The organism is Alphaproteobacteria bacterium (assembly GCA_033762625.1).
Taxonomy (GTDB): domain Bacteria; phylum Pseudomonadota; class Alphaproteobacteria; order UBA9219; family RGZA01; genus RGZA01.
In genome coordinates this window covers 65,159-89,936 of record JANRLI010000025.1, presented here as the reverse complement: position 1 = coordinate 89,936, position 24,778 = coordinate 65,159, and the positions used below count along the sequence as shown (strand labels likewise).

The window sequence follows — 24,778 nt, the reverse complement described above, 5'->3', positions numbered from 1 at the left end:
CAAAACGCGCCGTTCTGTGCGCGGCAACGCGCGTACCACAACGTACGCTTGCCTTGCCGTGCTCGAACACCACGTTTTTCGCCTCAAAAATTGGGATTGTACCATTTGAAAGCATCGTGGATGAGCCTTGCAAGGTTAGCCTTTGTAAGCAAGTTGTTGCAGATGACGCAGGGCCAGGTTCAACATGGCAAAGTCAGCATGGCGCGTTGCGGCAATTTCGCCAAGCATTACGCTGTATTGACGTGCAATATCGGCCTTGGGTTCCACCCAGTTTTCAATAAGCAGTTCGGGTTTTGCCTTGGCCGAGGAAGCAGGGGATGCTTTCGCGCCCTTCTTGCCTTTGGCTGCTGGCGCAACTTTACCGCTGCTTACTTTACCATTTGCTTGCAGCACCAGATTGGTAAGCACCGATTGCATATCATACAAATCATCAACCAGATTGGTTGCGGCTTCGCGTTGCCATACGTTTTCGGAGGATAAATCGCGTGCCTGCGTGCGCAGCCAGAAGATGCGGAAGCGTTGTTCAACGGCAAAATACAATTCCGCCACGCTTTCAAGGCTGCGGCCGGTTTTTTCCGACAAGCTGACGATTTCAGGGATGTGCGCCAAGACAGGCAGGCCCAGAATATCGTCAATAATCTTGGAAGGTACGCCAGCCTTGCGGAAATCGGCGGCGCGCTTTTCGTTTTCATCACGGGTGATGAATTCATCGGCGCGCTCGCTCATCCACTTGCGCAGCGTTACCACCGCATCGCCATGCTTTTTAATCAAGGCTTCGCTGCTCGCGATAGTGGAATGGCGAACATACCACGGGGTTGCGCGTTCAATCATTTTGGCAAGGCGGGTGTAGAGTTCGGTTGTGACCTTGCTGTCAATTTTGCCTTCCAGCTTTTCGATTTCATTCCATGTGGTGCGCAGACCATAAACGGTGCGAAGCACGGCATAGGCGCCTGCAATTTCCGCAGCCGATTTGCCGGTCTTTTCCTGCATCAATTGAATAAGATGCGTGCCGCCACGGTTGATGAGGCTGTTGGTTGTAAAGGTTGCGATGATTTCACGGCGCAAGCGGTGGGTGCGAATGGCATTCGCATATTCCGTTTGCAGCGCTTTGGGGAAGTAGATGAACAAATCACCTTCCAGCGCGGGGTTATTCGGCAATTCGCTTGCCAGAATTTCCTCGTATAAATCGATTTTCGCATAGGCCATCAGCACTGCCAATTCAGGACGGGTTAGGCCTTTGCCTAAACGTGCGCGTTCCTGAATGGCTTCGTCATTGGGCAAAAATTCAACCTTGCGGTTCAGCAGACCCTTGCGCTCCAGCGCGGTCATGAGCCGTGCATGGATGGGCAGCAATTCAGCCGCGCGCGCTTGCGTGACCGTAAGCGCCAGCGTTTGCAGATGGTTATCGCGCAAGACCAGACCAGCCACATCATCGGTCATTTTGGCCAATAATGCATTGCGTGCCTTGGTTGACAATTTGCCGGAGGCCACCGCAGGAGCGAGCAGGATCTTGATATTCACTTCATGGTCGGATGTATCGACGCCCGCGGAGTTATCAATTGCATCGGTGTTCAAACGGCCACCACGCAGCGCATAGGAAATACGCGCCTTTTGCGTCATGCCAAGGTTTGCGCCTTCGCCGATCACCTGTGCTTGAACGCTTTCGGCATTCACGCGGCAGGCATCATTGCTGCGGTCGCCCACATCGGCATCGTTTTCATCTTCCGCCTTGATATAGGTGCCGATACCACCGAAATAGAGCAACTCGACCTGTGCTTGCAGCATCGCTTGCATCAGGGCATCCGGGGTTACGCTGTCGGACTTGATATTGAACAGCTCGCGCGCTTCTTTTGATAATTGAATCGTCTTGGCATCGCGGTTGTAAACGCCGCCGCCTTTGCTAATCAGCTTTTTTTCGTAATCGCTCCACTGGCTGCCCGGTAAATCGAACAGGCGTTGGCGTTCAACAAATGATTTTGCGCTGTCGGGCGATGGGTCGATAAAAATATGCTTGTGGTTAAACGCACCAACAAGGCGGATATGCTGTGATAACAACATGCCGTTGCCGAACACGTCGCCCGCCATATCGCCGATGCCGACAACCGTGAAATCTTCCTTCTGGATGTCTTTGCCCATTTCGCGGAAATGGCGTTTGATGCCTTCCCATGCGCCGCGTGCGGTAATGCCCATGCCCTTATGGTCGTAGCCAGCCGAGCCGCCCGATGCGAACGCATCGCCCAGCCAGAAACCGTATTCAATGGAAAGCGCATTCGCAATGTCAGAGAATTTTGCCGTGCCTTTATCAGCCGCAACCACCAGATACGGATCATCTTCGTCATGGCGTACCACGTTTTTCGGCGGAACAATTTTTTCGCCTACGCGGTTATCGGTAATATCCAATAATCCGCGCATCATGATTTGGTAGCAGGCAATGCCTTCCTTGCCCATATCAGCAGGTTTGGGGTCTTTCACCACAAAGCCGCCCTTGGAACCCACGGGCACAATCACGGTGTTCTTCACCTGCTGTGCCTTCATAAGGCCCAGAACTTCGGTGCGGAAATCTTCACGGCGATCTGACCAGCGGATGCCGCCACGTGCAACCTTGCCGCCACGCAAATGAATGGCTTCGGTGCGCGGGGAGTAAACGAAAATTTCCACGTGTGGACGTGGCAGTGGCAGACCATCCAATTTCTTGCTGTCGAGTTTAAACGACAGATAGGATTTGGGTTCGCCGTTTTCATCTTTTTGGAAATAGTTGGTGCGCAAGGTGTTTTGAATGACGTTGAGCGCGCGGCGAAGAATGCGGTCTTCTTCCAGCATGCTGACATCTTTCAAATATTCCGCGATGTCTTTTTCCAGCTTTGCGGATTGCTTTGCGCCTTCCTTGCCTAATTCAGGATTATGACGCGCGATGAATAACTGCGCCAATAAACGCGCCGCCTTTGGATGTTGCGATAGGGTGCGGATGATCGCCTGTTCGGAATAGGGCAGGCGTGCCTGGCGCAGATATTTGCCAATGGCGCGCAAAATCACCACTTCGCGCCAGTTCATATCGGCGAGCAGAATAAGCTGGTTATAAGCATCGGCTTCGACTTGCTTGTTCCATACTTTGAGCAGGCATTCTTCGAACTTGGCTTTTACCTGTTCAAGGTTGATGGAAATGCCCGGCTTTACTTCCGCATGGCAATCTTGAATCCACACCGATTGCGTCGCGCCCGCGGGTTTGATTTCATAAGGCCCCAGAACCGCGTTGGTCTTTAAGCCCATATCCTGCATCATCGGCAGAATAAGTGATAAGGATAATGGCGCATTTGGAGAGAACCATTTCAGATGAATGCGCTCCGCGCTGCCGCCTGCTGGACGATAAAGATTCAATTCCAGCGCATTGTTTTTAAGAACATCTTCGATAAAGGCCAAATCTTTGAGTGACTCATTTGCATTGACGGTTTCACAATAGGAATCCGGGAATGCATCGGCATAGGTGTTGGCAAGCTGCAACCCGCGGTTCTCGCCAAACGCTGCAACCAGCTCGTTGCGCAAACGGCCAGACCAGCCGCGGCTTGCGTCTTCCAGCTCATGCTCCAGCTTGGCGCGGTCATAGGTGGGGATTTGGCCCTTGGATGTGCGCACGACAATAAAGATTTGTGCCAACGATTCATTGGTGATCTTTACGTTGAAATCACTGGATGCGCCGTTGAACGTCTTCATCAGGATGCGCTGGAATTCTTTGCGCAGCTTGGTGATATATAAATCACGTGGAACATAAATCAGGCAGTTCACGAAACGCTCGAACGCATCATGACGGATGAACAAGGCAAGGCGTTGGCGTTCTTGAAGATCCAAAATGCCAAGCGCGGTTTCCAACAATTCTTTTGCAGAAATCTGGAACAGTTCATCACGCGGATAGGAATTCAGAATATGCGTGAATACTTTTCCGTTATAGCTGCGCGGATCAAGGCCGGCATGGTCAAGTGCGTAGGAAATTTTTTCGCGGATAAGCGGAACATCTTTGGCCAAACGGTTATAGGATGACGAGGTAAACAGGCCCACAAATAGGCGTTCGCCAACCAGCTTGCCCTGTGCGTTGTAACGCTTGATCAAAATCGCGTCCATCGGCGTGGTGCGGTGAACCACCGATTGTTTATAGGTTTTGGTAATCAGCGCCAATTGCTTGCGTTCAAGGAAGTGGTGGATGTCGGATGGCTGGCTGCCTTCGCCTTCTTCGCCAAAGAACATGACGGATACCGCATCGCTCAGGATTCCAAGCCCGCTGCCCTGCGTCGTCGTCAGGTGCATGTTCTTACCTGTCCCTGACACATGGTAATCGCGCGCGCCTAGGAATGTAAAATTATCCGCTTCAAGCCATGCAAGGAAGTTTGCGGTTTCTTCGCGTTCACCAACTGGCAGGCCAACGGTTTCATTGCGCGGCAATTCGGTGATGGTTTCCATGATCTTGGTGCGCATCGCAGACCAGTCGCGCACAGCAAGGCGAACATTGTATAGCACGCGTTCAAGGTTTGCGGTGATTTCGGCAAGCTTGGCCGCTTCATGGGTTTCATCGATTTCGATATACATCCATGACTCAACGCTTAGTTCATCCGGTGAGGTTGTCTTGCCAGCAAAATGTTCAAATTGATTACGTTCATTACGCACAATGTGCACAACCGGATGAACAACAAGATGAATGCCAAGACCCATGCGGTTGAGTTCGCCGGTGGTGCTATCAACAAGGAAGGGCATGTCGTCATTCGCAACCATGATGACGGTGTGACGGCTGACATACCCGTCTTTTTTCAGCGATGGGTTTAATACGCGCAGCTTGGGCGTGCCGCGTTTGCGTTCATGGATAAACGCTGAAAAGCTTTCCGCGATGGCCGATAAGTCATGGTCATGGAATTGGGTGCGGTCACGGGCAGGGATGTGTGATGAAAGTACCTTTTTGATTTCTGCTCCAGTTTTGGATGGTTTACTGGCTTCCTTTACGGCGTTTTTTGCTGTGGGGGATTTGGATTCTTTTTGCGATTTTTTGGATGCGGTACGGGCAGCGTTCACGGTTAAAAACCTTTTTCAGAAAAGGGGTTAGTCCCCAAAATTGATGTCGGGACTCAATAAGGTAAGAAACATGACAACAGGAGTAGGAAATCTCAAGTCTTTTGGTTATGTTAGGCTTCTTTTTTCGACAGTTTTCATCAATAGGAACAAACCATGCCCACAGCTTTAGAACGACTTTCCGCGCTCGGCATCACCCTGCCAACACCTGCAAACCCCGTTGCCGCCTATGTTGCAACGCAGCGAGCCGGAGATTTGCTTTTCGTGTCAGGGCAGTTACCCCGCAAGGACGGCGTTTTGCTCCATGAAGGGCTTGTGGGCCGCGACGTAACCCTTGAAGAAGCGCAGGCCTGCGCCAAGCTTTGCGGCCTTCATATTCTGTCACAAGTCGAAGCGGCTGTGGGATTAGCCAAGGTTAAACAATGCGTGAAGCTGACCGGTTTTGTGGCATCCATGCCTGATTTCACCCAGCAGCCTGTGGTTATCAATGGCTGTTCGCAATTGCTGATTGATGTGCTTGGCGAACAGGGCAGACATAGCCGCAGCGCGGTTGGCGTTGCTGCGCTGCCCATCAATGCACCCGTAGAGGTTGAGGCAATCTTTTTGGTTAGCTGATATTAGCCAACCACCTTGATGAAATGTTAAATGAATCGTTGCACAGTCAGTTCAGCGATTTGTTTTGCTGAATGCACGCCCATCTTTTAACGTGATGTCATGATTGCCGAACAAGATTTCATCCTCGCGATACGCCGTTTCAACCGGCTGAATTCAACGCATACCATTGTGAATGTGCGCCGCAAGCTGGTTGATTACGACATTGTTTCCAGTGACAATGTTGAAAGCGCAATACGTTTAATTGTCAAAAAATCGAGTGGCGAAGTCTTTGCTATGGCCAATGGTGATTTGTTTTTAGTCATGCCGCTGCATAATTCAGAAGAAACTACAGCATTGAAAACCGCGCTGTATGCCGCAATGGAAATAACAACCGAAAGCGATCAGGATAAGGCGATTACCTTTTACGAATTGCCGCGTGATTATTCGGCGCTGCGTCAACGCGCGAATGTGTATGTTGAACAAGCGAATGCTTCCGAACATATGGGGGCCATTCAAACCGCAACGCAGGCTTTGCAGGCACATGATGTGCAAGGGCCGCTGACCGCATGGAGCCTTAGCCAGGTTGAAAACCTTCTTGATAAAATTGATATCAAGCGTTACGTGCGCACCCAGCCCGTGTATCGGCAAGATGAACGCGGCGTATGGGAAAAGAAACAAATCGATTTTTTTATTGGCATAAGTGATTTGAAGCGTGAACGCTTGCCACGCCTTATTCTGGACACGCCGGAGCGGTTGTTTCTGGAACTGTGCAGCTCGCTTGACCGTAAATTGCTAATGGAGCTGACCAGCTTTACTGCGCAATGGGAAAACAAGTCGATTAGCCTGAATTTATCGGTAGAAACTGCCCTGTCATCGGTGTTCGCACAATTTTGTCAGGCGGTGGCAAAGCCTGTGCGCAGTAAGGTTAGCTTTGAAATTCACCGCAGCGAATTATTCCTGAACTACACCACTACGCAAAATGCGCTGAGCATATTAAAAGGTGAGGGGTTCAATGTAGGGATTGATGGTATAACCGCATCGGTGTTGCCATATATCAACTTCACACGCATGACGAATGTTGATTTTTATAAAATCAATGTATCAAAAGATAAATGGTCGGGCATGAATAACCCTGATGTTCTGGAAGCGCTGAAAACCCTGCCAGCAGAAAAAATCATTTTCAGCCATTGCGACCACGATGAAGCATTACCGTTTGGCCAAAAACTGGGCGTACGTTCGTACCAAGGTTGGCTAATCGACGATGTGGCGAATGCCATAATTTCATAATTTCCAATCGCGGCGCTGATCTAATACTTATCAGCCACAGTTTTCCAAAACATGGATTGAGTCGCAGTTTGTGGCTTGTGTTATAGGCACTTGGACATCATCTTGAATGAGCGTTCAATTCCGCCGCGTAATAAAAGATCCAATAAACAGAATGAATGAATTAGTTCAATACCTTCCCGATTTAGCGATGCTGATTTGTGCGGGGATGGTTGGCGGCTTTATTGCAGGATTATTTGGCGTAGGCGGCGGCACCATCACCGTTCCCGTTCTGTATTATTGGTTTACGCATATGGGCATTTCGCCCGAAGTTGCGATGCATGTTTCGGTGGGCACATCGCTTGCCACGATTATTGCGACATCGCTTTCATCATCACGCGCGCATGAAAAACGCGGCAGCGTCGATCAGGATATTTTAAAAATTTGGGGCCCGCCCATTGCTGTGGGTGCGGTAATGGGCGCGCTCATTGCCGGCGTCATGTCGGGCACGGGTATGCGTTTGGCATTTGGCGGGTTCCTGATTTTCGTTGCGCTGTACATGCTGATTGGTAAAGACGGCGCGGTATTGCGTAATTCATTACCATCGATTTGGGCGCAGCGGTTTATTTCATGGTTTATTGGAACTTTCTCGTCCATTGTGGGTGTTGGCGGCGGTGCGCTTAGTGTTCCGACGCTGGCCGCATGTAATGTGCCAATGCAACGTGCTGTGGGCACTTCATCTGCATTTGGCGTTATTATCGCAATGCCGGGAGCTGCCGGATTTATCATCAGTGGTTGGGGGCATGAAGGCTTGCCGCCATATTCACTTGGCTTTGTAAATTTGATGGCATTGGTGGTATTGTTGCCAACCACGGCATTGCTTGCGCCCGTGGGTGCAAAGGTCGCCCATTTTCTGAGCCGCCAACTGCTGCGCCGGATATTTGGGGCATTTCTTTTGTTTATTGCAGCCAAGATGCTTTATGGCGTCTTAAGTGTTTGATTTTATTCACTAGGCAGCTTTTTCCCTTAAATCGTTGTTAAGCTTTTGAATGCACAATAAATCCTGAATTTGCGGGTTACCCGCCTTTTGGGAAATGGCTTATGACTACAGCAATCACAGCCGCGCAGGCCAAAAAAAATCTGACACTCATTTTGGCTGAATATCAGGTCAATAAAACCGAGCTGTTGCAAGGCACAACCGAAGTCGATCCATTTGATACGAAGACCCCGCTGGAAAAGAAAAAAATCCGTGCATTTGAACAGACATCAAATGACGTAACGGGCGATAGCACCCAGACAGCCCGTGATGCAGGAAATTTAACGCGCGGCAAAACACGCCTTAATATCATCAGCGCATTGACCGCCGGCGACAAGGTTGACTTCTTCAAATTCAAAGTAACCGAAAAAGAAAATCTGGGCATTGCTATTCAAACAGATGGTGATGTGCGCGTACAGATTTTAAATTCAAGCGGGCGGGTTATTGCAGACAGTGAAGCCAAGTATGGCGATAAGTACGACAATTTCCAAAAAGCTGGAAAGCAGGCTTTGCAGTTGGATAAAGGGCAGTACTATATAAAAGTCACGCGCGCTAGCGGAACATTGGATACCGCGAGACCAAATTATGCCATTCAGCTTGCTTCGACCAACTACTTTGAAAGCGATTATACGACCACCGAAAAGCCCGCGATAAAGCAAACCTATGGCAGTGCTGGGGCTCAAAGTGGCTCGACCATTAACCAGCTACTTAATCAAGTGTATGGCGGTCTGTTTGATTCCGCCAACGGCACCTATTATAGCAAAGAAGTATAGCGTCTTTTTTCACAGCTAGCAGGCGAGCAAGGCCTTCGTGAACGCACTTCATTTAAAAAATTTCCCATATCATGATCATAAGGGTAAACTAATCGGTACTGGCTTGGGCTTGGCTGCCTGTTTTTTTTGGGGCGTGTGGGGCGCATTCATCGGCATTGTGTCAGGCCTTGCCTTTGACGTATGGGGATTATTTTTGTCTGGGAAGCACACAGAACCAAAAGCAATTGCACCGCCAAAAACGCATGATGCGCCAACGGTGGTAGCTTTAGTAATGCTTGCCAAGGCGTATGCCTTTCCGGCGCTTTCAAAACCGGCACGTGCAATAGCCATTTTAAAAAATTTCTACACGCTGAACGCATCAACGCTGCGGTATATCGGGCGTATTGTGGCAGCAGATGCAGCAGCAACTTCGGAAGTGAATTATGCGCTGACCCAGTTGCGCATTGAAGGCGCAGGCAAGGCAGAAAAACTGCATGCGATGCTGGCTTGCCTTCTGGATTTGGCGGTGGAAGGGCATCATCACCTTGACCGCGCAACCGTTGCAACGCTGGAGCAGATTGCGGCGAAGCTGAATTATGACCCCGATGATTTTGCTGCGCTTGCCACCATTAAAGGTTATCTGCCGGATGCGTTATATGACCCTTATCAGATATTGGGCCTGCCCACGGGTGCGGGGGTCGATGCCGCAGCAAAGGCGTATAAACGTCTAATTCAGGAATTCCATCCTGACCGCTGGCAGGGACGCAACAGCTTTGCCTTGCAGCGCGCACAGGAAAAAACGGTTCTCATCAACGATGCCTATACCCGCATTAAAAAAGCCGCCGGGACCTATTAAGCCTATGCTCAAGCAATCCTCGCCCAATTTCGATGACCGCAAAGGATGTGATGCGCCATCCTTGGTCATTTTACATTATACCGGCATGATCGACGGCGCATCGGCGATTGCGCGACTTTGCGATGCCGCATCAAAAGTCAGCGCCCATTATGTGGTGGAAGAAGATGGCCGCGTTTTTCAATTAGTGGATGAGGCAAAGCGCGCATGGCATGCCGGAAAAAGTTTCTGGCGCGGCATCGTCGATGTAAATTCCCATTCAATAGGCATTGAAATCGTAAACCCGGGCCATGAATTCGGTTACCGCCCATTTCCGGGTGAGCAAATGCAGGCCGTATTGAAGTTATGCCTTGAAATCAAAGCCAGATACACGTTGCCAGCCACAGCATTTATCGGTCATTCCGATGTTGCTCCGCTGCGCAAAGAAGACCCAGGGGAATTGTTCGACTGGAAGATGCTGGCGCAAAACGGTATTGGCATCTGGCCAGAACCGCTTGCACAAGATGATGAACCGCTGACCTTAGTGGGCGCAGAAAAGTTGCTATCCGGTATCGGTTATGATTGCGGGATTGATGAAGAATCACTGCATGCGGCGCTGCGTGCATTCCAGCGTCATTTTGTGCAGCACAGGGTCACAGGACAATTGGATAGCGATACTGCAAAAACGCTGCGTGCCGTTAGCCGAGTTTTTTGATTTGATTGATAAGCGGCTCGAATTCGGCTGCAACGCTTTCATAGACTGCGCGTTTAAATGGCACAATAAGCTGCGCGACCTCCGGCAAGGATACCCATTTCCATGCGATGAATTCGGGGCCTTCTTCATCATTATGTGCGACTAAATCGATATCCTTGTCAGTGCCAAGGAATTTTAACGCAAACCAATGCTGTTCTTGCCCCCGATATTTGCCCTTATAAACCGAGCGATGCTGCAAAAAATCAGGAAAATCGTAGCGGTAAGTTTGCGCAGTCTGCCCGATGATTTCAGCCTTGCTAACACCGATTTCTTCATGCAGTTCGCGAAGCGCCGCGACCTTGGGGTCTTCGCCTTTTTGAATGCCGCCTTGCGGCATTTGCCATGCGCCTGGTGTATCGCGGCGTTCACCGCAGAACACACGGCCATCATGATTGATCAGCATAATGCCAACGCATGACCGATAGGGAAGGGGGTGTTGTTCCATGCTATTTCGCTAATGATGATAAAGGCGCAAGCGAGATCCGCTTATCCGGAAGTTGCTTTATCCAGTCGCGCAGCAAGGACAAGGATAATGGCGATGGCTGCACCATGAGAATGGTGTGTACGTTTTTAAACGCAGACTTTTCAATATCCTGCAAGATGCGGGTTATATCGTTTGTTCCCATGTTTTCGTCGATATGAACATCCACTTTGGCCGAAGGCATGCGGATTTCCTTGCAAAGTATATCGCCTGCGCTGAGCGGCGTTAAGTTTGCATCCAGCCACATCAGGCCACGCTTGTTCAGTTCTTCCAGAATGGGGCGGAAGCGTTCGGGCGTTGTGCTCATGCGGGAACCCGAAAGCGATGTTACGCCAATATAGCCTTTGCCATTCACAAGGTATTTGAGCAACAAGGCCTTGTTTTCATCGTTGTTGTTATGAATCAGCAAGCTGTCAGGCCCCGGATCACTTGATGGGTAATCGAGCGGTTCCATCGGAATACCGAGCACGGTTTCATGACCAAGCTGGCGCGCTTTGGCCATCCACGCATCCGGTTCATTGCTGTATTTAGAAAAGATGAGTGTAACGGGGCCGGGTAAATCGGTGATTGCACTTTGGCTGATTTGCTGCGAGAGACCCAATTCGCCAATCACGACCGTAACACGCGGACGTGCATCGGCTTGATTATAGGGCCGAGCATAGCTGTGCCATGATACACGGCCATCTGGCGCGGTAATCGGAATAAATCCATTTCCGAGCGGTTCTTGCAATTCGGCAATTGGCGCCGCGGGCAGCGGTTCTACCCAATGGCTGTCATTTTCCTGCGCGGCAGTGATTTGCGGCTGGGTAAGGGGCGGGGGAACAGGTTCAGCCACAACAACTGCTGCTGGAATTTCAGTTTGCTTGGGTTTCAGCAGTGGAAGTGTAAAAGCAACCGCAAGCAATAGTGCAAAAACACCCAGAAACACATAGCCAAATACCTTGCGGTCAATTGGCGTTTTGCGGCTGATATTTTCCAACTCCGTTATCACAACGCTCTTGAGCCTTGGTAAAGGCTTAAGAGCGTCAGAGAGTTCAGGCAGTTTTATATCCACGCTTTTTCCTTAAGGGTTAAGGCGCAGCTTTCGCTGGTTTTTCTTTTTCGCTACCGGTTTCTGACACAGGTGTTACAGGATTGCCGCGTTTTTCATAGAGCGAAATACCGCGCAGCAAGTCAAGTGCACGAGCCAATTGATAATCGAACGGTTTCTTCACTTCCTTGCCATCCTTGTCTTTGCCGTCTTTATCCTTGGCATCGGAAGTTTCCTCCTCGACATCGCCCATGGCGCCATCGCTGGCGCTCTTCTTATCCTTACTTTCATCCTTCTTTTCTGCGTTGTCGTTTGCGGGTTTCTTTTCGTTTGGATTTGCCAAAGCGCCCTTCAAATCGGCTTCGGTTAAACCCTTCTTGGGTTTGATTTCTTCAACCTTGGCTGGAAGCACTTCGATATCCGGTTTGATCCCTTCGGCCTGAATCGAACGGCCAGAGGGGGTGAAGTAGCGGGCGGTGGTCAAACGCATTGCGCCGCCATTTTGCAGCGGAATGATGGTTTGAACCGAACCCTTACCGAATGATTTGGTACCAATCACAATCGCGCGGCGGTGGTCTTGCAGTGCGCCAGCAACAATTTCAGAAGCTGAAGCAGAGCCGCCATTCACCATCAACACAATCGGCTTACCGTTGGTGCGGTCGCCGCCACGAGAGAGGAAGGATTGATTATCTTCGCTATGGCGGCCTTTGGTTGAAACCACTGGAACGCCAGCTGGCAAGAATACGCTGGATACAGAAATAGCCTGTTCCAGCAAACCGCCAGGATTGTTGCGCAAGTCGAGCACAAAGCCAATCAGCTTGTCGCCTGCCGTCTTTTCAAATTCAGCAAGCGCAGCATCAAGACCGATTTGGGTTTGTTCATTAAAGGTGGTAATGCGGATGTAGCCAATCACATTATCTTTCACTTCAAACTTAACCGATTTGATTTTGATGATGGCGCGAACGATAGACACATCAAAGGGCACACTTGAAAGACCGCCGCGACGGATGGTGAGTTTGATTTTGCTGCCGGGGGTGCCGCGCATTTTATCAACGGCTTCGGAAAGGGTGAGTTCGGTAACCGGATGGTCATCAATATGGGTGATTAAATCACCGGATTGCAGACCGGCCTTTGCCGCTGGGGTATCGTCAATCGGCGATACAACCTTCACAATGTTGTCTTCCATGGTAACTTCGATGCCAAGCCCGCCGAATTCGCCGCGGGTTTGGGTTTGCATTTCGCCAAAGCTTTTCTTTGTCATGTAACCCGAATGCGGGTCGAGTGACATAAGCATGCCATTTAAAGAGGATTCCACGAGTTTTTCGTCCGTCACGCTGTCCACGTAATCCGCGCGTACACGTTCCATCACATCGCTGAACAGGCTTAAATATTTAAAAGTATCCCTGGCGTCCGGTGACTCTTCTTCTTTTTCTTTTTTTGTATCTTGGGCATGCAGAACAGCGGGGACACCAAAACCGAGACCAGATGCAAAGATGATGGCAACCAAGGAAACGAAAAGCGATTTTTTACTCATTGTTTTAAAATGATTTGGCATCAGTTGGATTTCCTTGTTTGTAACGCGAACCCTTTGGGTTTGGCCCAACCGGTCCTGCATAGAATGGGTTATTAGTTAGTAGCGACGTTAGTAACTTTTACATATTGCGCAGGGTTGATGGGTGCACCTTTATAACGCAGCTCGAAATAAAGTTGCGTATTGTTGCCTTGCTCCATGGAGCTGCGGCCTAAAGGTTCACCTGCATTAACGACCTGCCCAACAGCAGAATCAAGCCGGCCAAAGCCAGCCAAGAAGGAATGATAGTCATCCCCATGCCGGATAATCAAGATATTGCCGTAACCTTTAAATGGCCCCGCAAAGACGACCTGCCCATCCGCTGGCGCAACAATCATTTCGCCGCCACGAACCCGCATGGTTAGGCCACGCGAGGCCGCGCCCACATCATCCGCATCACCAAAACCGTAGAGAATCTTGCCCTTAGCAGGGGCCATAAATGCGACGTGCCCACCTTTTTTGAGTTTTTGCGGCACGGGGATAATGCCGGATGAAGTAACTTTTTGAACGAGGTCTTGGACGTTCTGCGCTTCCTTGGTCAGATCAGCAATCTGGGCTTGCAAGTCGCCGCGTTGGCTTTCAGTTGCTTTCAGCCATGCCTGACGCTGGTTCAACAATTTATTCAGTTCGTCCTGTTTTGATGCGAATGTTTTTTGCGCATCTTTGAGCGCGGCTTCTTTATCAAGAATATCTGCGCGGGTGATTTGCAACTTATCAATCTGGGTAGAAAGGCGTTGTGCTTCCAGCGCGTATTGCGGCAGGGCTTCACGCAGTAAAATCGCGCTGCGGATATTATCAACCGGCTTTTCGGGGCGGATTATCATAAGTTCGGACGGTGTGCGCGCCATGCGCAGCAAGGCGGTTAGCACTTCCTCCATATGGCGTTTTTGCTGGTTCAATTCAGCCTGTTGCTGACTTTCGGCACGTTGCAGGGTTTCCAGCTTTTGATGGTAATTCATCAATATATCTTCGCTGTTTTCTTGTTCCCGCGCGGCGCTGACCAGTTTTGCGCGTAAATCAGCAAGTTCGGATTCCGTCGTATCCAGTTGTTTTTTTAATTCCGCATCACGCGCGCGCTTTGCATTTAAATCCTGCTGCAATTTTTCAAGCTCAGGCGGAATGGCGGCATGCACAGGAACGCTGATGCCAAGAATGCAGAACAGAATGATACGCGCGATATGCTTCATTCGTTGATGATGGTTTTCCCTGTCATGGTTGTTGGTTGCGGCAGATTTAAAAAATGCAGAAGGGTTGGCGCAACATCCGCCAGCTTGCCATCATGGATTTTTTTAACATCGGGTGCGTTGATTAAAATAGCTGGCACAAGGTTCAGCGTGTGGGCCGTATGTGGGCCGTGTGTGTCATCATCATGCATGCGTTCGCAATTGCCGTGATCTGCGGTAAGAAGGATTACGCCGCCCTGTTTCTTCACGGCTGCTTCGACGCGGCCAATGCAGGTATCAAGCGCTTCAACCGCTTTAATCGCCGCATTTAAGTCGCCGGTGTGTCCCACCATATCGCCATTGGCGTAGTTCACGACAATCATATCAAACTTGCCGCTATCAATCGCGGCAACCAGCTTATCGGTGACTTCGTATGCGGACATTTCCGGCTGTAAATCATATGTCGCAACTTTGGGTGAGGGCACAAGGATACGTTCTTCGCCTGCATAAGGTTCTTCGCGTCCGCCATTAAAGAAGAAGGTGACATGCGGATATTTTTCGGTTTCGGCTATGCGCAATTGCTTCATGCCCGCCTTTGATACGATTTCACCTAATGTATCGGTGATAATTTTTGGCGGGAATAACGCGTTCATCATCACTTTTAGCTTGTCGGAATATTCCACCATGCCCGTGATAGCTGCGAACTTAACAAGCTTGTCGCGCTTGAACCCATCAAATGCAGGGTCAATTAGCGTATGCAGGATTTCACGCGCGCGGTCGGCACGGAAATTGATAAATAGGATACCATCACCGTCTTTTGCGCCCACGTAACCGTTTAATGCAACGGGTAGCACGAATTCATCATATACTTTTTCGGCGTAGCTTTCTTTGATCGCTGCCAAAGCATCATTGCTTTTTTTGCCTTCGCCCAGCGCAATAAGGCGATATGCTTTTTCAACCCGTTCCCAGCGTTTATCGCGGTCCATCGCGTAGTAGCGCCCACACAGTGAAACAACCTTTACGTTGTTTAATCCTGCGATGTCTTTTTGCAGTTTGAAAATTTGGTCAACCGCGCTTTGTGGCGGCATATCACGCCCGTCTAAAAACGCATGAATGGCAACCGGCACCTCCGCAACAGAAAGAATTCCGGAAAGGGCGACAATATGGTCTTGGTGTGAATGCACACCGCCAGGTGATGCAAGCCCCATTAAATGACATGTGCCTTTGGATGCCTGCAGTTTTTTGATTAAATCAATAAGGGCAGGGGTGGTTTTCAATTCATCGTTTTTTATGACGCGATCAATCATCGGCAAATCTTGGAAAATCACTTGACCTGCGCCCAAATTCATATGGCCGACTTCGGAATTACCCATTTGCCCGTGGGGTAGCCCAACATGCTCTTCACTCGCATCAAGCAGCGAATGCGGGCAGGTCGCAAAATAGCGATCGATATTCGGCGTATGTGCAAGCGATACGGCATTATCGGGCGCATCAGGACGATGACCAAAACCATCAAATACGCACAGGACAACAGGACGGGCTTTCATGTTGGGTAATTGGGAAGACATAGTAAAACGAAACCTTACTTATTCACGGTGATAGGGATGCCCAGCCATAATTTGCTGGGCACGGTAAAGCTGTTCTACCAGCATTACGCGCGCCATCATATGGGGCCATGTCATTCTGCCAAAACTAAGTAAAAAGTCAGCCTTTTTCCGCACAAAATCGGTATGTCCGTTCGCGCCGCCAATCAGGAAAGCAAGATTGTGCGATTCGTTATTCTGCCAATGCTCGATTTTATGGGCAAAATCCATGCTGCTGGTTTCCTTGCCGCGCTCATCACATGCAATGACACGGTAGCCTTCAGGTATGGCGGCAAGCAGCGCTTGGGATTCTTTATCGCGCAGCTTGTTCGGATTGGTATCCTTGAAATCAAATTCCCGAACAGTCAATTTCCAACGCAGGCGTTTTTGATACTCTGCCATGGCATCGGCCATGGGGCCTTGTTTCATTTTGCCGATGGCAAGGATAAGGATGTTGGGCAAATCAGTTATTACCCTAGCGGTGAAAGACAACGCCAACAAGCCCGATGGTAAGCATCACGCCGCCAATCGCCATAACCGCTTGCGCCGCATAGCCCCAATAGACATTTGGGTTCGCCGCATTGTAATTCACGGCGCTGCGCCACACGGCGACAATCTGCAATACGGTAAGCGGCACGGTGATGATGAACGTAACGATACCCAGCAGGGATAAGAACACCGGAATTGGAATTATTGCCGCAATCAATTTGACAAGCAGGTTAAGGCACACATTCGGGAAAACAGTTAGCCCCCAGAATGCTTGCCATAAGGGAAGTTCCCCGTTCCATGCGCGATTAACGAACGCGCGCAGATTATCTGGCTGGAAAAAGGCGTTGAGGTTTTCTGCTTTAAAAAAGTTTTTCACTTCATCGATGCTGAAATTGTCGCTCATCATAGCCTCCTTGGGTTAGGGGTGATTATAAATCTTTAAACGTCTGTTGCAGGGGAGGTTCAAGTCCCCATACTTCTTCAAGGCGGTAGAAGGCGCGTACTTCCGGACGGAAGACATGCACAATCACATCGCCGCCATCGACAACCGCCCAATCGCCAGCGGCTTTACCTTCGTTGCGCACGTTCTTCGCGCCAGATTCACGCAAGGCTTTATCGACCGCTTCGGATAGCGCGTTCACCGAACGTGATGAACGGCCGGTGGTGATAATAAGGAAATCGCAGATGGGGGATTGCCCGCGTACATCAATGCAAATGGTGTCTTCGGCCTTGCCGTCATCCAGTGCTTTCATGACCTTATCGCGCATGAATTCCTGAAGGTCTTTGACCTTACTTTCTTTCGCGGCGGGCTTTTTGGATTTAACGGGCGCGGTGTTACGCGCAACAATCTTCATTTGCTTTTGGGGTGCAGCCTTTTTCGGCCCAGCTTTTTTTGCAACGGGTTTTGATTTACCGGCAGATTTTTTTGCGGTTGGTTTCTTTGGTTTAGCCACTTTATTTCCCTTTGGTGCGGTTGCGGATTTGCGTTGCGGATTCAGAATTCAAACGGTTACTGAACAATATCCATTTTTTGGATGTGCTCGTTGTAAAATTATGGGTGCCAAGCTGTTTTGCTTTGGAAGGCGGAATGCGGTTCTTATAAAACCGTTGCGCCGCCTTGCCGCGTAAAACACCCACAGCATAAGGCGGGCGGCGGTAAACAGCAACATCACAAAGCTTAAATATCTCGTGCCAGCGCTGCCAACGGGGGATTTGAATAAGGTTATCGGCCCCCATCATCCAGATAAAGCGGGTGCGTGGAAAACGACGGGTAAGCTGTTTCAAGGTATCGGCAGTAAAGCGTGTGCCTAATTTACCTTCCATATCACTGACGATGATATTCGGGCAATCGCGCGTGAGCAGTTTTGCGCCTTCAAAGCGCTGCGCAAAGCTTGCCATGCCTTTATCGCTTTTCAATGGGTTCTGCGGCGAGACAAGCCACCACACCGCATCGAGTTTCATATTTTTCAGCGCGAGCTGGCTGATATGCAAATGCCCTTCATGCGCGGGATTGAAAGAGCCGCCCAATAATCCGATACGAAGCTTGCGGTAGGAGGAACCAGAAAGCAGAGGCGGGGAAATTGGAAGCAAAAGGTTTTCCTTTAAGGACGAGTTTGTCCGTTGCCCAATACGATGTATTTATAACTGACCAATTGTGCTGCGCCGATGGGCCCGCGCGCGTGAAGGCGACCTGTGGCGATACCAAGTTCGCCGCCAAAACCGAATTCACCGCCATCGGCAAACTGGGTGGAGGCATTCACCATCACAATCGCGCTATCGACCTGACGCGTGAAGGTTTCAGCTGCCGCTTTATCTTCTGTTACGATGCAATCGGTATGGTGCGATGAATAGGTATCAATATGTTCCATTGCTTCGTGAATGCTGCTGACAACGCGCGCGGCAACGATGTGATCAAGATATTCCTTGCCCCAATCAGCTTGTTCAGCTTTCTTCACGCGCGCATCAATCGATTGAATAGCATCATCGCCGCGAACTTCACAGCCCAGATCCAGCAGGTTCTTTATGGTTGATGTCGCAATCGTCTTTAGCGTTGATGCTTCAAACAACAAACACTCGACTGCGCCGCAAATGGAGCAGCGGCGCATCTTTGCATTTTGAATAATGGCTTTTGCTTTTTCAGCATCGGCTTTTGCATCCACATAAATGTGGTTCACACCTTCATACTGGCGTAGCAAAGGAATTTTGCTTTCGCGTTCGACGCGTTCAATCAGTTCGCGCCCGCCACGTGGCACAATTACATCAACATGCTGGCTCATCGTTAGTAATGCGCCGACGGCAGCGCGGTCAGTCGTTGGCACAAGTTGAATGGCGGTTTTTGGCAAACCGCTTTCGCTGAGACCTTCTTGCAGGGCGTTAGCAATAGCAAGGGAGCTTTCAAAACAGTCTGAACCGCAACGCAAGATAATCGCATTACCGCCACGAAGGGCGATGGATGCCGCTTCAGCCGTCACATTCGGGCGGCTTTCGTAAATCATGCCAATGACACCAAGGGGCGCAGAGACACGTTGGATCTTCAACCCGTTTGGGCGCGTCCATTCTTCCAGAATTTTTCCAATGGGGTCGGGTTGCTTGGCCACTTCCTCCAATCCCTTGGCGATTGCTTCGAGCCGTTCTGGTGTGAGGGTAAGGCGGTCAATCATCGCCTTGCTAATGGTGGTTTGGCCGCGCGCAACATCCAGGGCATTGGCTTTTAATATGGCATCTTTATTGGCGCGTAATTTTTGCGCGCAAATTTGCAAGGCTTTGGTGCGCTGCGCGGCTGTGGCGTTGGCAAGCAAAGGCAACGCGGCCTTGGCATTTAAGCCAATCGCTTCAAGTTCCTTAACCCAATTAGTTGTGTCGTTCGCTGCTGTTTGCATAAAGCATAATTTAGAGCCCTGCGCGGTACTTTTCCAGCGCCTTTTGTAATGCTTCCGGGCTTATTCCAAGGGGTTCGGGGTCAATCACGAGATAATTTTCGCGTTCCACGAGTGATTTGACCTGTGCGATATCATTATCTTCCGATGGCTCGTAAAGCCATGTAATAGGTGGAGCGAGCTTGGTATGCACGCGGATTTCATAGGTCGTTTGTTCAATCGACTGTTTTTTAAAGGTGGTGCTGGTTTTCAGTTCAACCGATGTGACGTAAGTCCATGGAATAATCCAGCCATTGCGGCGCACATCATATTGCAGTTTTTGCGCAGTGATGGCGATCACCGGCTTGCTGTCATCAATCGCACGAAACGCTTCGGCCTTTTGGTGAAGCAGGAATGCGCCAATACCGCACATGATGGCGAGCACAAGCGCGATAAGGGAACGCTTGGCGGTGCCAAATAATCCCAAGGTGCAAAATAAATAATAAACGCTTGCAGTTGCCGCAAGGATGGCGGCAATCGTTAATCCGGATTTGCCGATTTGAATGGCTGTTGCATCGCTGAAAAACTGCGCATCTGAGCCTGATTTTAAGTTTTCAAGAACCTGTAATGCGCTGTTATCCATGTATGCCTCTATTTATTCATGACCATGTTATCGCGGTGAATCATTTCTTCTTGGCCTGCGTAACCCAGCAGGCGTTCGATATCATCGCTGCGTTTGCCACAGATTTTATCGGCTTCATCACGGTCGAACGCGATTAGCCCGCACCCAATCGTTTGACCGGATAATGTTTTAATGGCCACTGCATCGCCGCTGGCGAATACCCCTTCGCATGATTTGACACCAGCGGGCAGCAAGCTGCGCCCGTCCTGCAATGCTTTAACCGCGCCATCATCGATGATGATCGCGCCTTTCATGCTCATATGCGCGGCAATCCAGCGCTTGCGCGCGGCAAGCGGCGTGGTGGATGGTGTGAACCATGTGCAGCGCAGGGTGCCTTCATCCAGCTTGCGTAGGGGATTTTCTTCCGTGCCTTTTAAGATGGCCATGCGGCAACCTGATGTCACAGCGATTTTTGCCGCCATGATTTTTGTTTTCATGCCGCCGCTGCTGACCCCCGGTTGTGGGTCACCCGCCATGGCTTCAATTTCCGCACTAATTTCCTTTACTTCAGGAATAAAGGTGGCGGATGGGTTGGTTTTGGGATCTGCAGAATAAAGCCCATCAATATCTGATAGTAATATAAGGGTATCCGCACTTATCATTTGTGCCACGCGCGCAGCCAAACGGTCGTTATCGCCGATGCGGATTTCCGCCGTGCTGACGGTGTCATTCTCGTTGATAATCGGCAACGCATTGAGTTTGAGGATTTTTTCAATCGCCCCGCGGCAGGTTAAATGACGCTGGCGGTCTTCGGTATCATCGAGTGTGAGGAGTACTTGCGCAGTAATCGTTTGGCTTGCTTTGAAAACTTCTTCCCATGCTTGCATTAAAATGGGTTGGCCAACGGCAGTGGCGGCCTGTTTTTCTTCCATGCTTAGGGCACGTTTGATTTTATCGCGCGATAACCCGACAAGGCTGCGGCCCAATGCGCCAGCGCCCGATGTTACAATTATGACTTCGCGGCCTTTGGCGCGCCATGCGACAACATCATTTGCCAAGGCTTGCATCCACGCAAGGCGTGCTTTGCCATTCGTATCGGCAATAAGGGCGGAGCCAATTTTGATGATGATGCGGTGGGCGTTAGCTAACAAATTTGTAAACCTTGTGATTCAGATTGGATTCAATAATGCCTATTGCCGCCCCATAACGCAACAGGGGCGGGGGAGACGGCGCTGGGCTAATAATAGTGGATATTATTGTGGTGGCTGCGGTTTCCCGGTATGCACTTTTAGTCTGCAAGCCATCGACAAAATTGGAAATCCAGGTGCGTAGGATAACCACGCGATATGTGTTGCTGATGTGGGGTCAGCAGTTTGCCCGGTCAATTTTGCTGCAGTTTGTTCAATGCATGCGCGGTGCTGGCGGGAGGATGTAAACGCAGATGGATACAGATTATTCAACACGTAATATGCAGCAACGCCTGTTAATCCGGCTGCAAAAACAATTTCGCCTGCAACGCGTGCTCTTCTTCCAAGTATCATGAAATATCCTTTAGCCTACCTGATGACGCCATTCCGCAGGGGCCGCCCCGTATTGGCGGTTTGCAGGTTCTCTAGGCTCAAGCGTTCCGCGCTTTTGTGGCAAGCGGTCTTCAATTGCTTTTACGTTGGAATTATACCGATCAAGATTGAACTGGGATGGTTCAAACTTCACGCGCACTAATTCTTCCACAATCAACAAGGCATGATAGGGCTGGAAGGTACGGTTTTGAGTGCGATAAGCCGTATCCATCGTTTCAATCATTTGTTGCAAAATAGTTATACGGGCCGTCGCAATAATACCATTCAACTCGTTATCCGATTTGCCCGCGAATTGCGGAAGCGTTTTCAGTTCCGCGCGCTTTTCTGCAAAATCCTTGCGCGTTTGAACATCCACATCTTTCCAGAATTGGTCATATTGTTGCTGGGTTGTAAACTTGTATGGCCAAATCAAATCTTTCGTGAAGTCGAGTGGTTCAGGTGTTGCGCCTTTACCTTGACCGTAACGCTGCAAGATACCGCCTGCATTTTGCCATGCGAGCGGTTCGATGATTGCCATATACTGCGCCATATAAACACCTACGCAGAAGCTTTCCCAAGCACGGACGGCGGCAGGGTTGTTTTGATTTTCAGATAGAATTTTGAATGAAACGCCAGCGCCAGTGCAGATTTCCAATGGCTTGATAATTGGCGAGCCTTTTTCACCCGGATACGCGGCATGCGCAGGTGTTGGCAAGATGTAGGGGGCAAGACCGGATGTTAAAATTGCTACGCCTGTTGCAGCTGCAATCGCCGCTTGTCTGAAATCAATAATCATCAAAAATCCTTTGACTAAAAATGGGGTGCCTGCAACCTAGGTAAACATAATACTTTCGTCAAATGGCGTTTCGCATTTTATCGAGCGATATGTATGGCCTTTGGCACCAATTTTAATAATTTGGCGGGTTTGGGTTCAACACCTGCTTTATAAGCCTCTTTGAAATAGGTCTGAGCGATGATGCGCCATGCAATTAGCCGTTCTTCCTTTTCTGCGGCCGGAAGGGTGACGAGTTCATAGCCAATGCCTTGCATTTCAGAAAAGAACGTATTGGCGGTTTTATTCGGCCATCGCTCCGCATCGATATCTTGAATGGTCAGACGGTATTTTTTGCCATAGGTAAAAAATATATCCATATAAACATCGAGGCCCGTGAGCTGGTAGGCGCCAAGATGATAGGCTGCACAGACCGCAGCAATCTGTTTGCGTTCACGTGGGCTTAATGCTTCGGCTTGCTGCGCAAGGCCGGCACCAGTGCATAGTTCCATTTTCATTTCGGTAAATGGATCGGGGTGCGTCCAGCTTTTCATGTGGCCGAGCATATAGATGGCGCAAAAGATAAGAACTAGCCAAAGGAAGTATTTGAAAAGTTCCAGCATGGTGCAATGCTAACGCGGTGCGGATAAGTAAAAAATGTACTTGGGATGCCGAAATTACATAAGCAGGATTTATGTATTTTTTATGACTTTGTAAAGTTCCCACAGAATTTCCTTCACACCCTGATGTGCCGCGGCGGAAATCGGATAAATAGGCGTTTTTTTGGCAGCTTTTTTTAGTTTTGCTGTTTTGGCTTTTACGTCTTCCGGCGTCAGCGCATCGCATTTGTTCAGCGCGATGATTTCCGGTTTTTCAACAAGGCCGTTTCCATACGCCTTTAGTTCCTTGCGGATGGTTTTATAGCTGGCAACGACATCATCTGCCGTAGCATCAATCAGGTGCAGAAGGATTTTTGTGCGTTCAACGTGGCCAAGGAAACGATCACCGAGCCCATGTCCTTCATGCGCCCCTTCGATAAGGCCGGGAATATCAGCCAGCACAAATTCAACGCCATCTTGGGGATTGCCAAGGCGAACAACGCCAAGGCCAGGGGAAAGGGTGGTGAAGGGGTAATCGGCAATCTTTGGTTTTGCAGCAGTGCATGATGCAAGGAACGTGGATTTACCTGCATTGGGCAAGCCGATAAGACCTGCATCCGCAATCAATTTAAGGCGGAGAATAATTGTATGTTCTTCACCTTTCCACCCCGGCGTATTCTTGCGCGGTGAACGGTTGGTGGATGTTTTAAAATAATCATTTCCAAATCCGCCATCGCCGCCTTTGAGCAGTACGATGCGCTGGCCAACTTCCTGCATATCAGCAAGGCATTTTTCTTCAAACTCGTCATAGATCTGGGTGCCGACGGGAACTTTCAAAATGACATCATTGCCATTCGCGCCGGAACGCAAACGACCTTCGCCATGATGACCATTGCCTGCCTTGAAATGCTGCTGATAGCGAAAGTCAATCAGCGTATTCAGATTATCGGCAGCTTCCACAATCACATCGCCGCCTTTGCCGCCATTCCCGCCATCCGGGCCGCCATATTCAATGAATTTCTCGCGGCGGAAGCTGATGCAGCCGGGCCCGCCATCGCCGCTTTTCACATAGATTTTAGCTTGGTCGAGAAATTTCATCTGTCTTCACTTCAAAAAACAATACCCCCGACTGGCAAGAGCGGGGGTATTGGTAACTTGTTACGCGGTGACGCTGATTAAGCAGCGCGCACACTTACATATTTCTTGCCACCCTTACCGGTGTGGAATTCTACGCGGCCAGTGATGAGCGCGAATAATGTATGATCCTTGCCCATGCCAACATTATCTGCCGGGTGAACATCGGTACCGCGTTGACGCAGGATGATGTTACCTGCAATCGCAACTTCGGAACCAAAACGCTTTACGCCCAAACGGCGACCAGCTGAATCGCGGCCATTTCGTGAACTACCGCCTGCTTTTTTATGTGCCATGACTTACTCTCCTGAAAACCTGATTTGAATTACGCGCTCTTGATGCCGGTGATACGCAGAACGGTGAGGTTCTGGCGGTGGCCGTTCTTGCGGCGGTAATTTTGACGGCGCTTTTTCTTGAATACGATGACCTTGTCATCCTTTTCATGGCGCACAACTTCGGCGCTGACGCTTGCACCCTTTACGGTCGGGTTGCCAGCGGTGGTTTTGGAAGCATCGGCAACGAGCAGAACTTCTTTGAGTTCAATGGTCTTGCCTGCTTCAACGTCCAGCTTTTCAACGCGAAGAACATCGTCTTGCGCAACTTTGTATTGCTTGCCGCCGGTTTGAATAATCGCGAACATG

At 49.9% G+C, this 24,778-nt stretch carries 25 protein-coding genes; 6 read left to right on the top strand and 19 right to left on the bottom strand.

All coding sequences use genetic code 11. The annotated features are described in order from the left end of the window. Positions 1–135 precede the first annotated feature (135 nt). A complete protein-coding gene (locus tag SFW65_10610; protein MDX1923565.1) occupies positions 136–5,052 on the bottom strand; it encodes an NAD-glutamate dehydrogenase in 4,917 nt (1,638 codons plus the stop codon). 153 nt (positions 5,053–5,205) lie between these two features. On the opposite strand from SFW65_10610, the gene SFW65_10605 reads away from it, so the two are divergent. The 6 genes from SFW65_10605 (at position 5,206) to SFW65_10580 (ending at position 10,241) form a co-directional block, all read left to right on the top strand. Beyond that, a complete protein-coding gene (locus SFW65_10605; GenBank protein MDX1923564.1) occupies positions 5,206–5,664 on the top strand; it encodes a RidA family protein in 459 nt (152 codons plus the stop codon). A 99-nt stretch (positions 5,665–5,763) separates the two neighbouring features. Next, complete coding sequence (locus tag SFW65_10600) at positions 5,764–6,930, top strand: EAL domain-containing protein (protein MDX1923563.1); 1,167 nt, start codon at positions 5,764–5,766, stop codon at positions 6,928–6,930. Between the two features lie 151 nt (positions 6,931–7,081). Continuing rightward, the gene (locus SFW65_10595; GenBank protein ID MDX1923562.1) at positions 7,082–7,906 is read left to right on the top strand and encodes a sulfite exporter TauE/SafE family protein; all 825 of its coding nucleotides are present in this window, start codon (positions 7,082–7,084) and stop codon (positions 7,904–7,906) included. 101 nt (positions 7,907–8,007) lie between these two features. Then, on the top strand, positions 8,008–8,715 hold the full coding sequence (locus SFW65_10590; protein MDX1923561.1) for a hypothetical protein: 708 nt from the start codon (positions 8,008–8,010) through the stop codon (positions 8,713–8,715). Between the two features lie 37 nt (positions 8,716–8,752). Beyond that, positions 8,753–9,550 carry a DnaJ domain-containing protein gene (locus SFW65_10585; GenBank protein MDX1923560.1) on the top strand — a complete coding sequence of 266 codons (798 nt, stop codon included), beginning with the start codon at positions 8,753–8,755 and terminating at the stop codon, positions 9,548–9,550. Between the two features lie 4 nt (positions 9,551–9,554). Further along, a complete protein-coding gene (locus SFW65_10580) occupies positions 9,555–10,241 on the top strand; it encodes an N-acetylmuramoyl-L-alanine amidase (protein MDX1923559.1) in 687 nt (228 codons plus the stop codon). Here SFW65_10580 and SFW65_10575 read toward each other — a convergent pair. From SFW65_10575 to rplU, 18 genes are all read right to left on the bottom strand, one after another. Continuing rightward, positions 10,225–10,725 carry an RNA pyrophosphohydrolase gene (locus tag SFW65_10575; protein ID MDX1923558.1) on the bottom strand — a complete coding sequence of 167 codons (501 nt, stop codon included), beginning with the start codon at positions 10,723–10,725 and terminating at the stop codon, positions 10,225–10,227. The genes SFW65_10580 and SFW65_10575 overlap by 17 nt on opposite strands. A gap of 1 nt (position 10,726) precedes the next feature. Further along, entirely contained in the window at positions 10,727–11,740 is a 1,014-nt protein-coding gene (locus tag SFW65_10570) for a divergent polysaccharide deacetylase family protein (GenBank protein ID MDX1923557.1), read from the bottom strand. 91 nt (positions 11,741–11,831) lie between these two features. Next, the gene (locus tag SFW65_10565; GenBank protein MDX1923556.1) at positions 11,832–13,346 is read right to left on the bottom strand and encodes a S41 family peptidase; all 1,515 of its coding nucleotides are present in this window, start codon (positions 13,344–13,346) and stop codon (positions 11,832–11,834) included. Positions 13,347–13,417: 71 nt separating this feature from the next. Further along, entirely contained in the window at positions 13,418–14,548 is a 1,131-nt protein-coding gene (locus tag SFW65_10560) for a peptidoglycan DD-metalloendopeptidase family protein (GenBank protein MDX1923555.1), read from the bottom strand. Beyond that, complete coding sequence (gene gpmI, locus SFW65_10555; protein MDX1923554.1) at positions 14,545–16,092, bottom strand: 2,3-bisphosphoglycerate-independent phosphoglycerate mutase; 1,548 nt, start codon at positions 16,090–16,092, stop codon at positions 14,545–14,547. Before gpmI ends, SFW65_10560 begins: the two co-directional genes overlap by 4 nt. Before the next feature lie 18 nt (positions 16,093–16,110). Then, the gene (locus tag SFW65_10550) at positions 16,111–16,569 is read right to left on the bottom strand and encodes a 23S rRNA (pseudouridine(1915)-N(3))-methyltransferase RlmH (protein MDX1923553.1); all 459 of its coding nucleotides are present in this window, start codon (positions 16,567–16,569) and stop codon (positions 16,111–16,113) included. Positions 16,570–16,582: 13 nt separating this feature from the next. Then, complete coding sequence (locus tag SFW65_10545; GenBank protein ID MDX1923552.1) at positions 16,583–16,999, bottom strand: hypothetical protein; 417 nt, start codon at positions 16,997–16,999, stop codon at positions 16,583–16,585. 25 nt (positions 17,000–17,024) lie between these two features. Continuing rightward, positions 17,025–17,549, bottom strand: coding sequence for a ribosome silencing factor (gene rsfS / locus SFW65_10540; protein ID MDX1923551.1), 525 nt, complete (start codon positions 17,547–17,549; stop codon positions 17,025–17,027). Between the two features lies 1 nt (position 17,550). Next, the gene (locus SFW65_10535) at positions 17,551–18,186 is read right to left on the bottom strand and encodes a nicotinate-nucleotide adenylyltransferase (protein MDX1923550.1); all 636 of its coding nucleotides are present in this window, start codon (positions 18,184–18,186) and stop codon (positions 17,551–17,553) included. An 11-nt stretch (positions 18,187–18,197) separates the two neighbouring features. Beyond that, on the bottom strand, positions 18,198–19,475 hold the full coding sequence (locus SFW65_10530) for a glutamate-5-semialdehyde dehydrogenase (GenBank protein MDX1923549.1): 1,278 nt from the start codon (positions 19,473–19,475) through the stop codon (positions 18,198–18,200). Between the two features lie 10 nt (positions 19,476–19,485). Continuing rightward, positions 19,486–20,094 (bottom strand): hypothetical protein, encoded by a 609-nt coding sequence (locus SFW65_10525; protein ID MDX1923548.1) that lies wholly within the window; start codon positions 20,092–20,094, stop codon positions 19,486–19,488. Between the two features lie 8 nt (positions 20,095–20,102). Next, positions 20,103–21,224 (bottom strand): glutamate 5-kinase, encoded by a 1,122-nt coding sequence (proB, locus tag SFW65_10520; protein MDX1923547.1) that lies wholly within the window; start codon positions 21,222–21,224, stop codon positions 20,103–20,105. 102 nt (positions 21,225–21,326) lie between these two features. Next, positions 21,327–21,614, bottom strand: a complete 288-nt coding sequence (locus SFW65_10515; protein ID MDX1923546.1) for a hypothetical protein — start codon at positions 21,612–21,614, stop codon at positions 21,327–21,329. Positions 21,615–21,624: 10 nt separating this feature from the next. Continuing rightward, on the bottom strand, positions 21,625–22,428 hold the full coding sequence (locus tag SFW65_10510; GenBank protein MDX1923545.1) for a hypothetical protein: 804 nt from the start codon (positions 22,426–22,428) through the stop codon (positions 21,625–21,627). Between the two features lie 77 nt (positions 22,429–22,505). Then, positions 22,506–22,958, bottom strand: coding sequence for a hypothetical protein (locus SFW65_10505; GenBank protein ID MDX1923544.1), 453 nt, complete (start codon positions 22,956–22,958; stop codon positions 22,506–22,508). Positions 22,959–23,096: 138 nt separating this feature from the next. Next, positions 23,097–24,101: a GTPase ObgE gene (obgE, locus tag SFW65_10500; GenBank protein MDX1923543.1), complete on the bottom strand. Its 1,005-nt coding sequence runs from the start codon at positions 24,099–24,101 to the stop codon at positions 23,097–23,099. A gap of 77 nt (positions 24,102–24,178) precedes the next feature. Then, positions 24,179–24,433: a 50S ribosomal protein L27 gene (rpmA, locus tag SFW65_10495; GenBank protein MDX1923542.1), complete on the bottom strand. Its 255-nt coding sequence runs from the start codon at positions 24,431–24,433 to the stop codon at positions 24,179–24,181. Between the two features lie 29 nt (positions 24,434–24,462). Continuing rightward, complete coding sequence (gene rplU / locus SFW65_10490) at positions 24,463–24,777, bottom strand: 50S ribosomal protein L21 (protein ID MDX1923541.1); 315 nt, start codon at positions 24,775–24,777, stop codon at positions 24,463–24,465. Position 24,778: the final 1 nt, after the last annotated feature.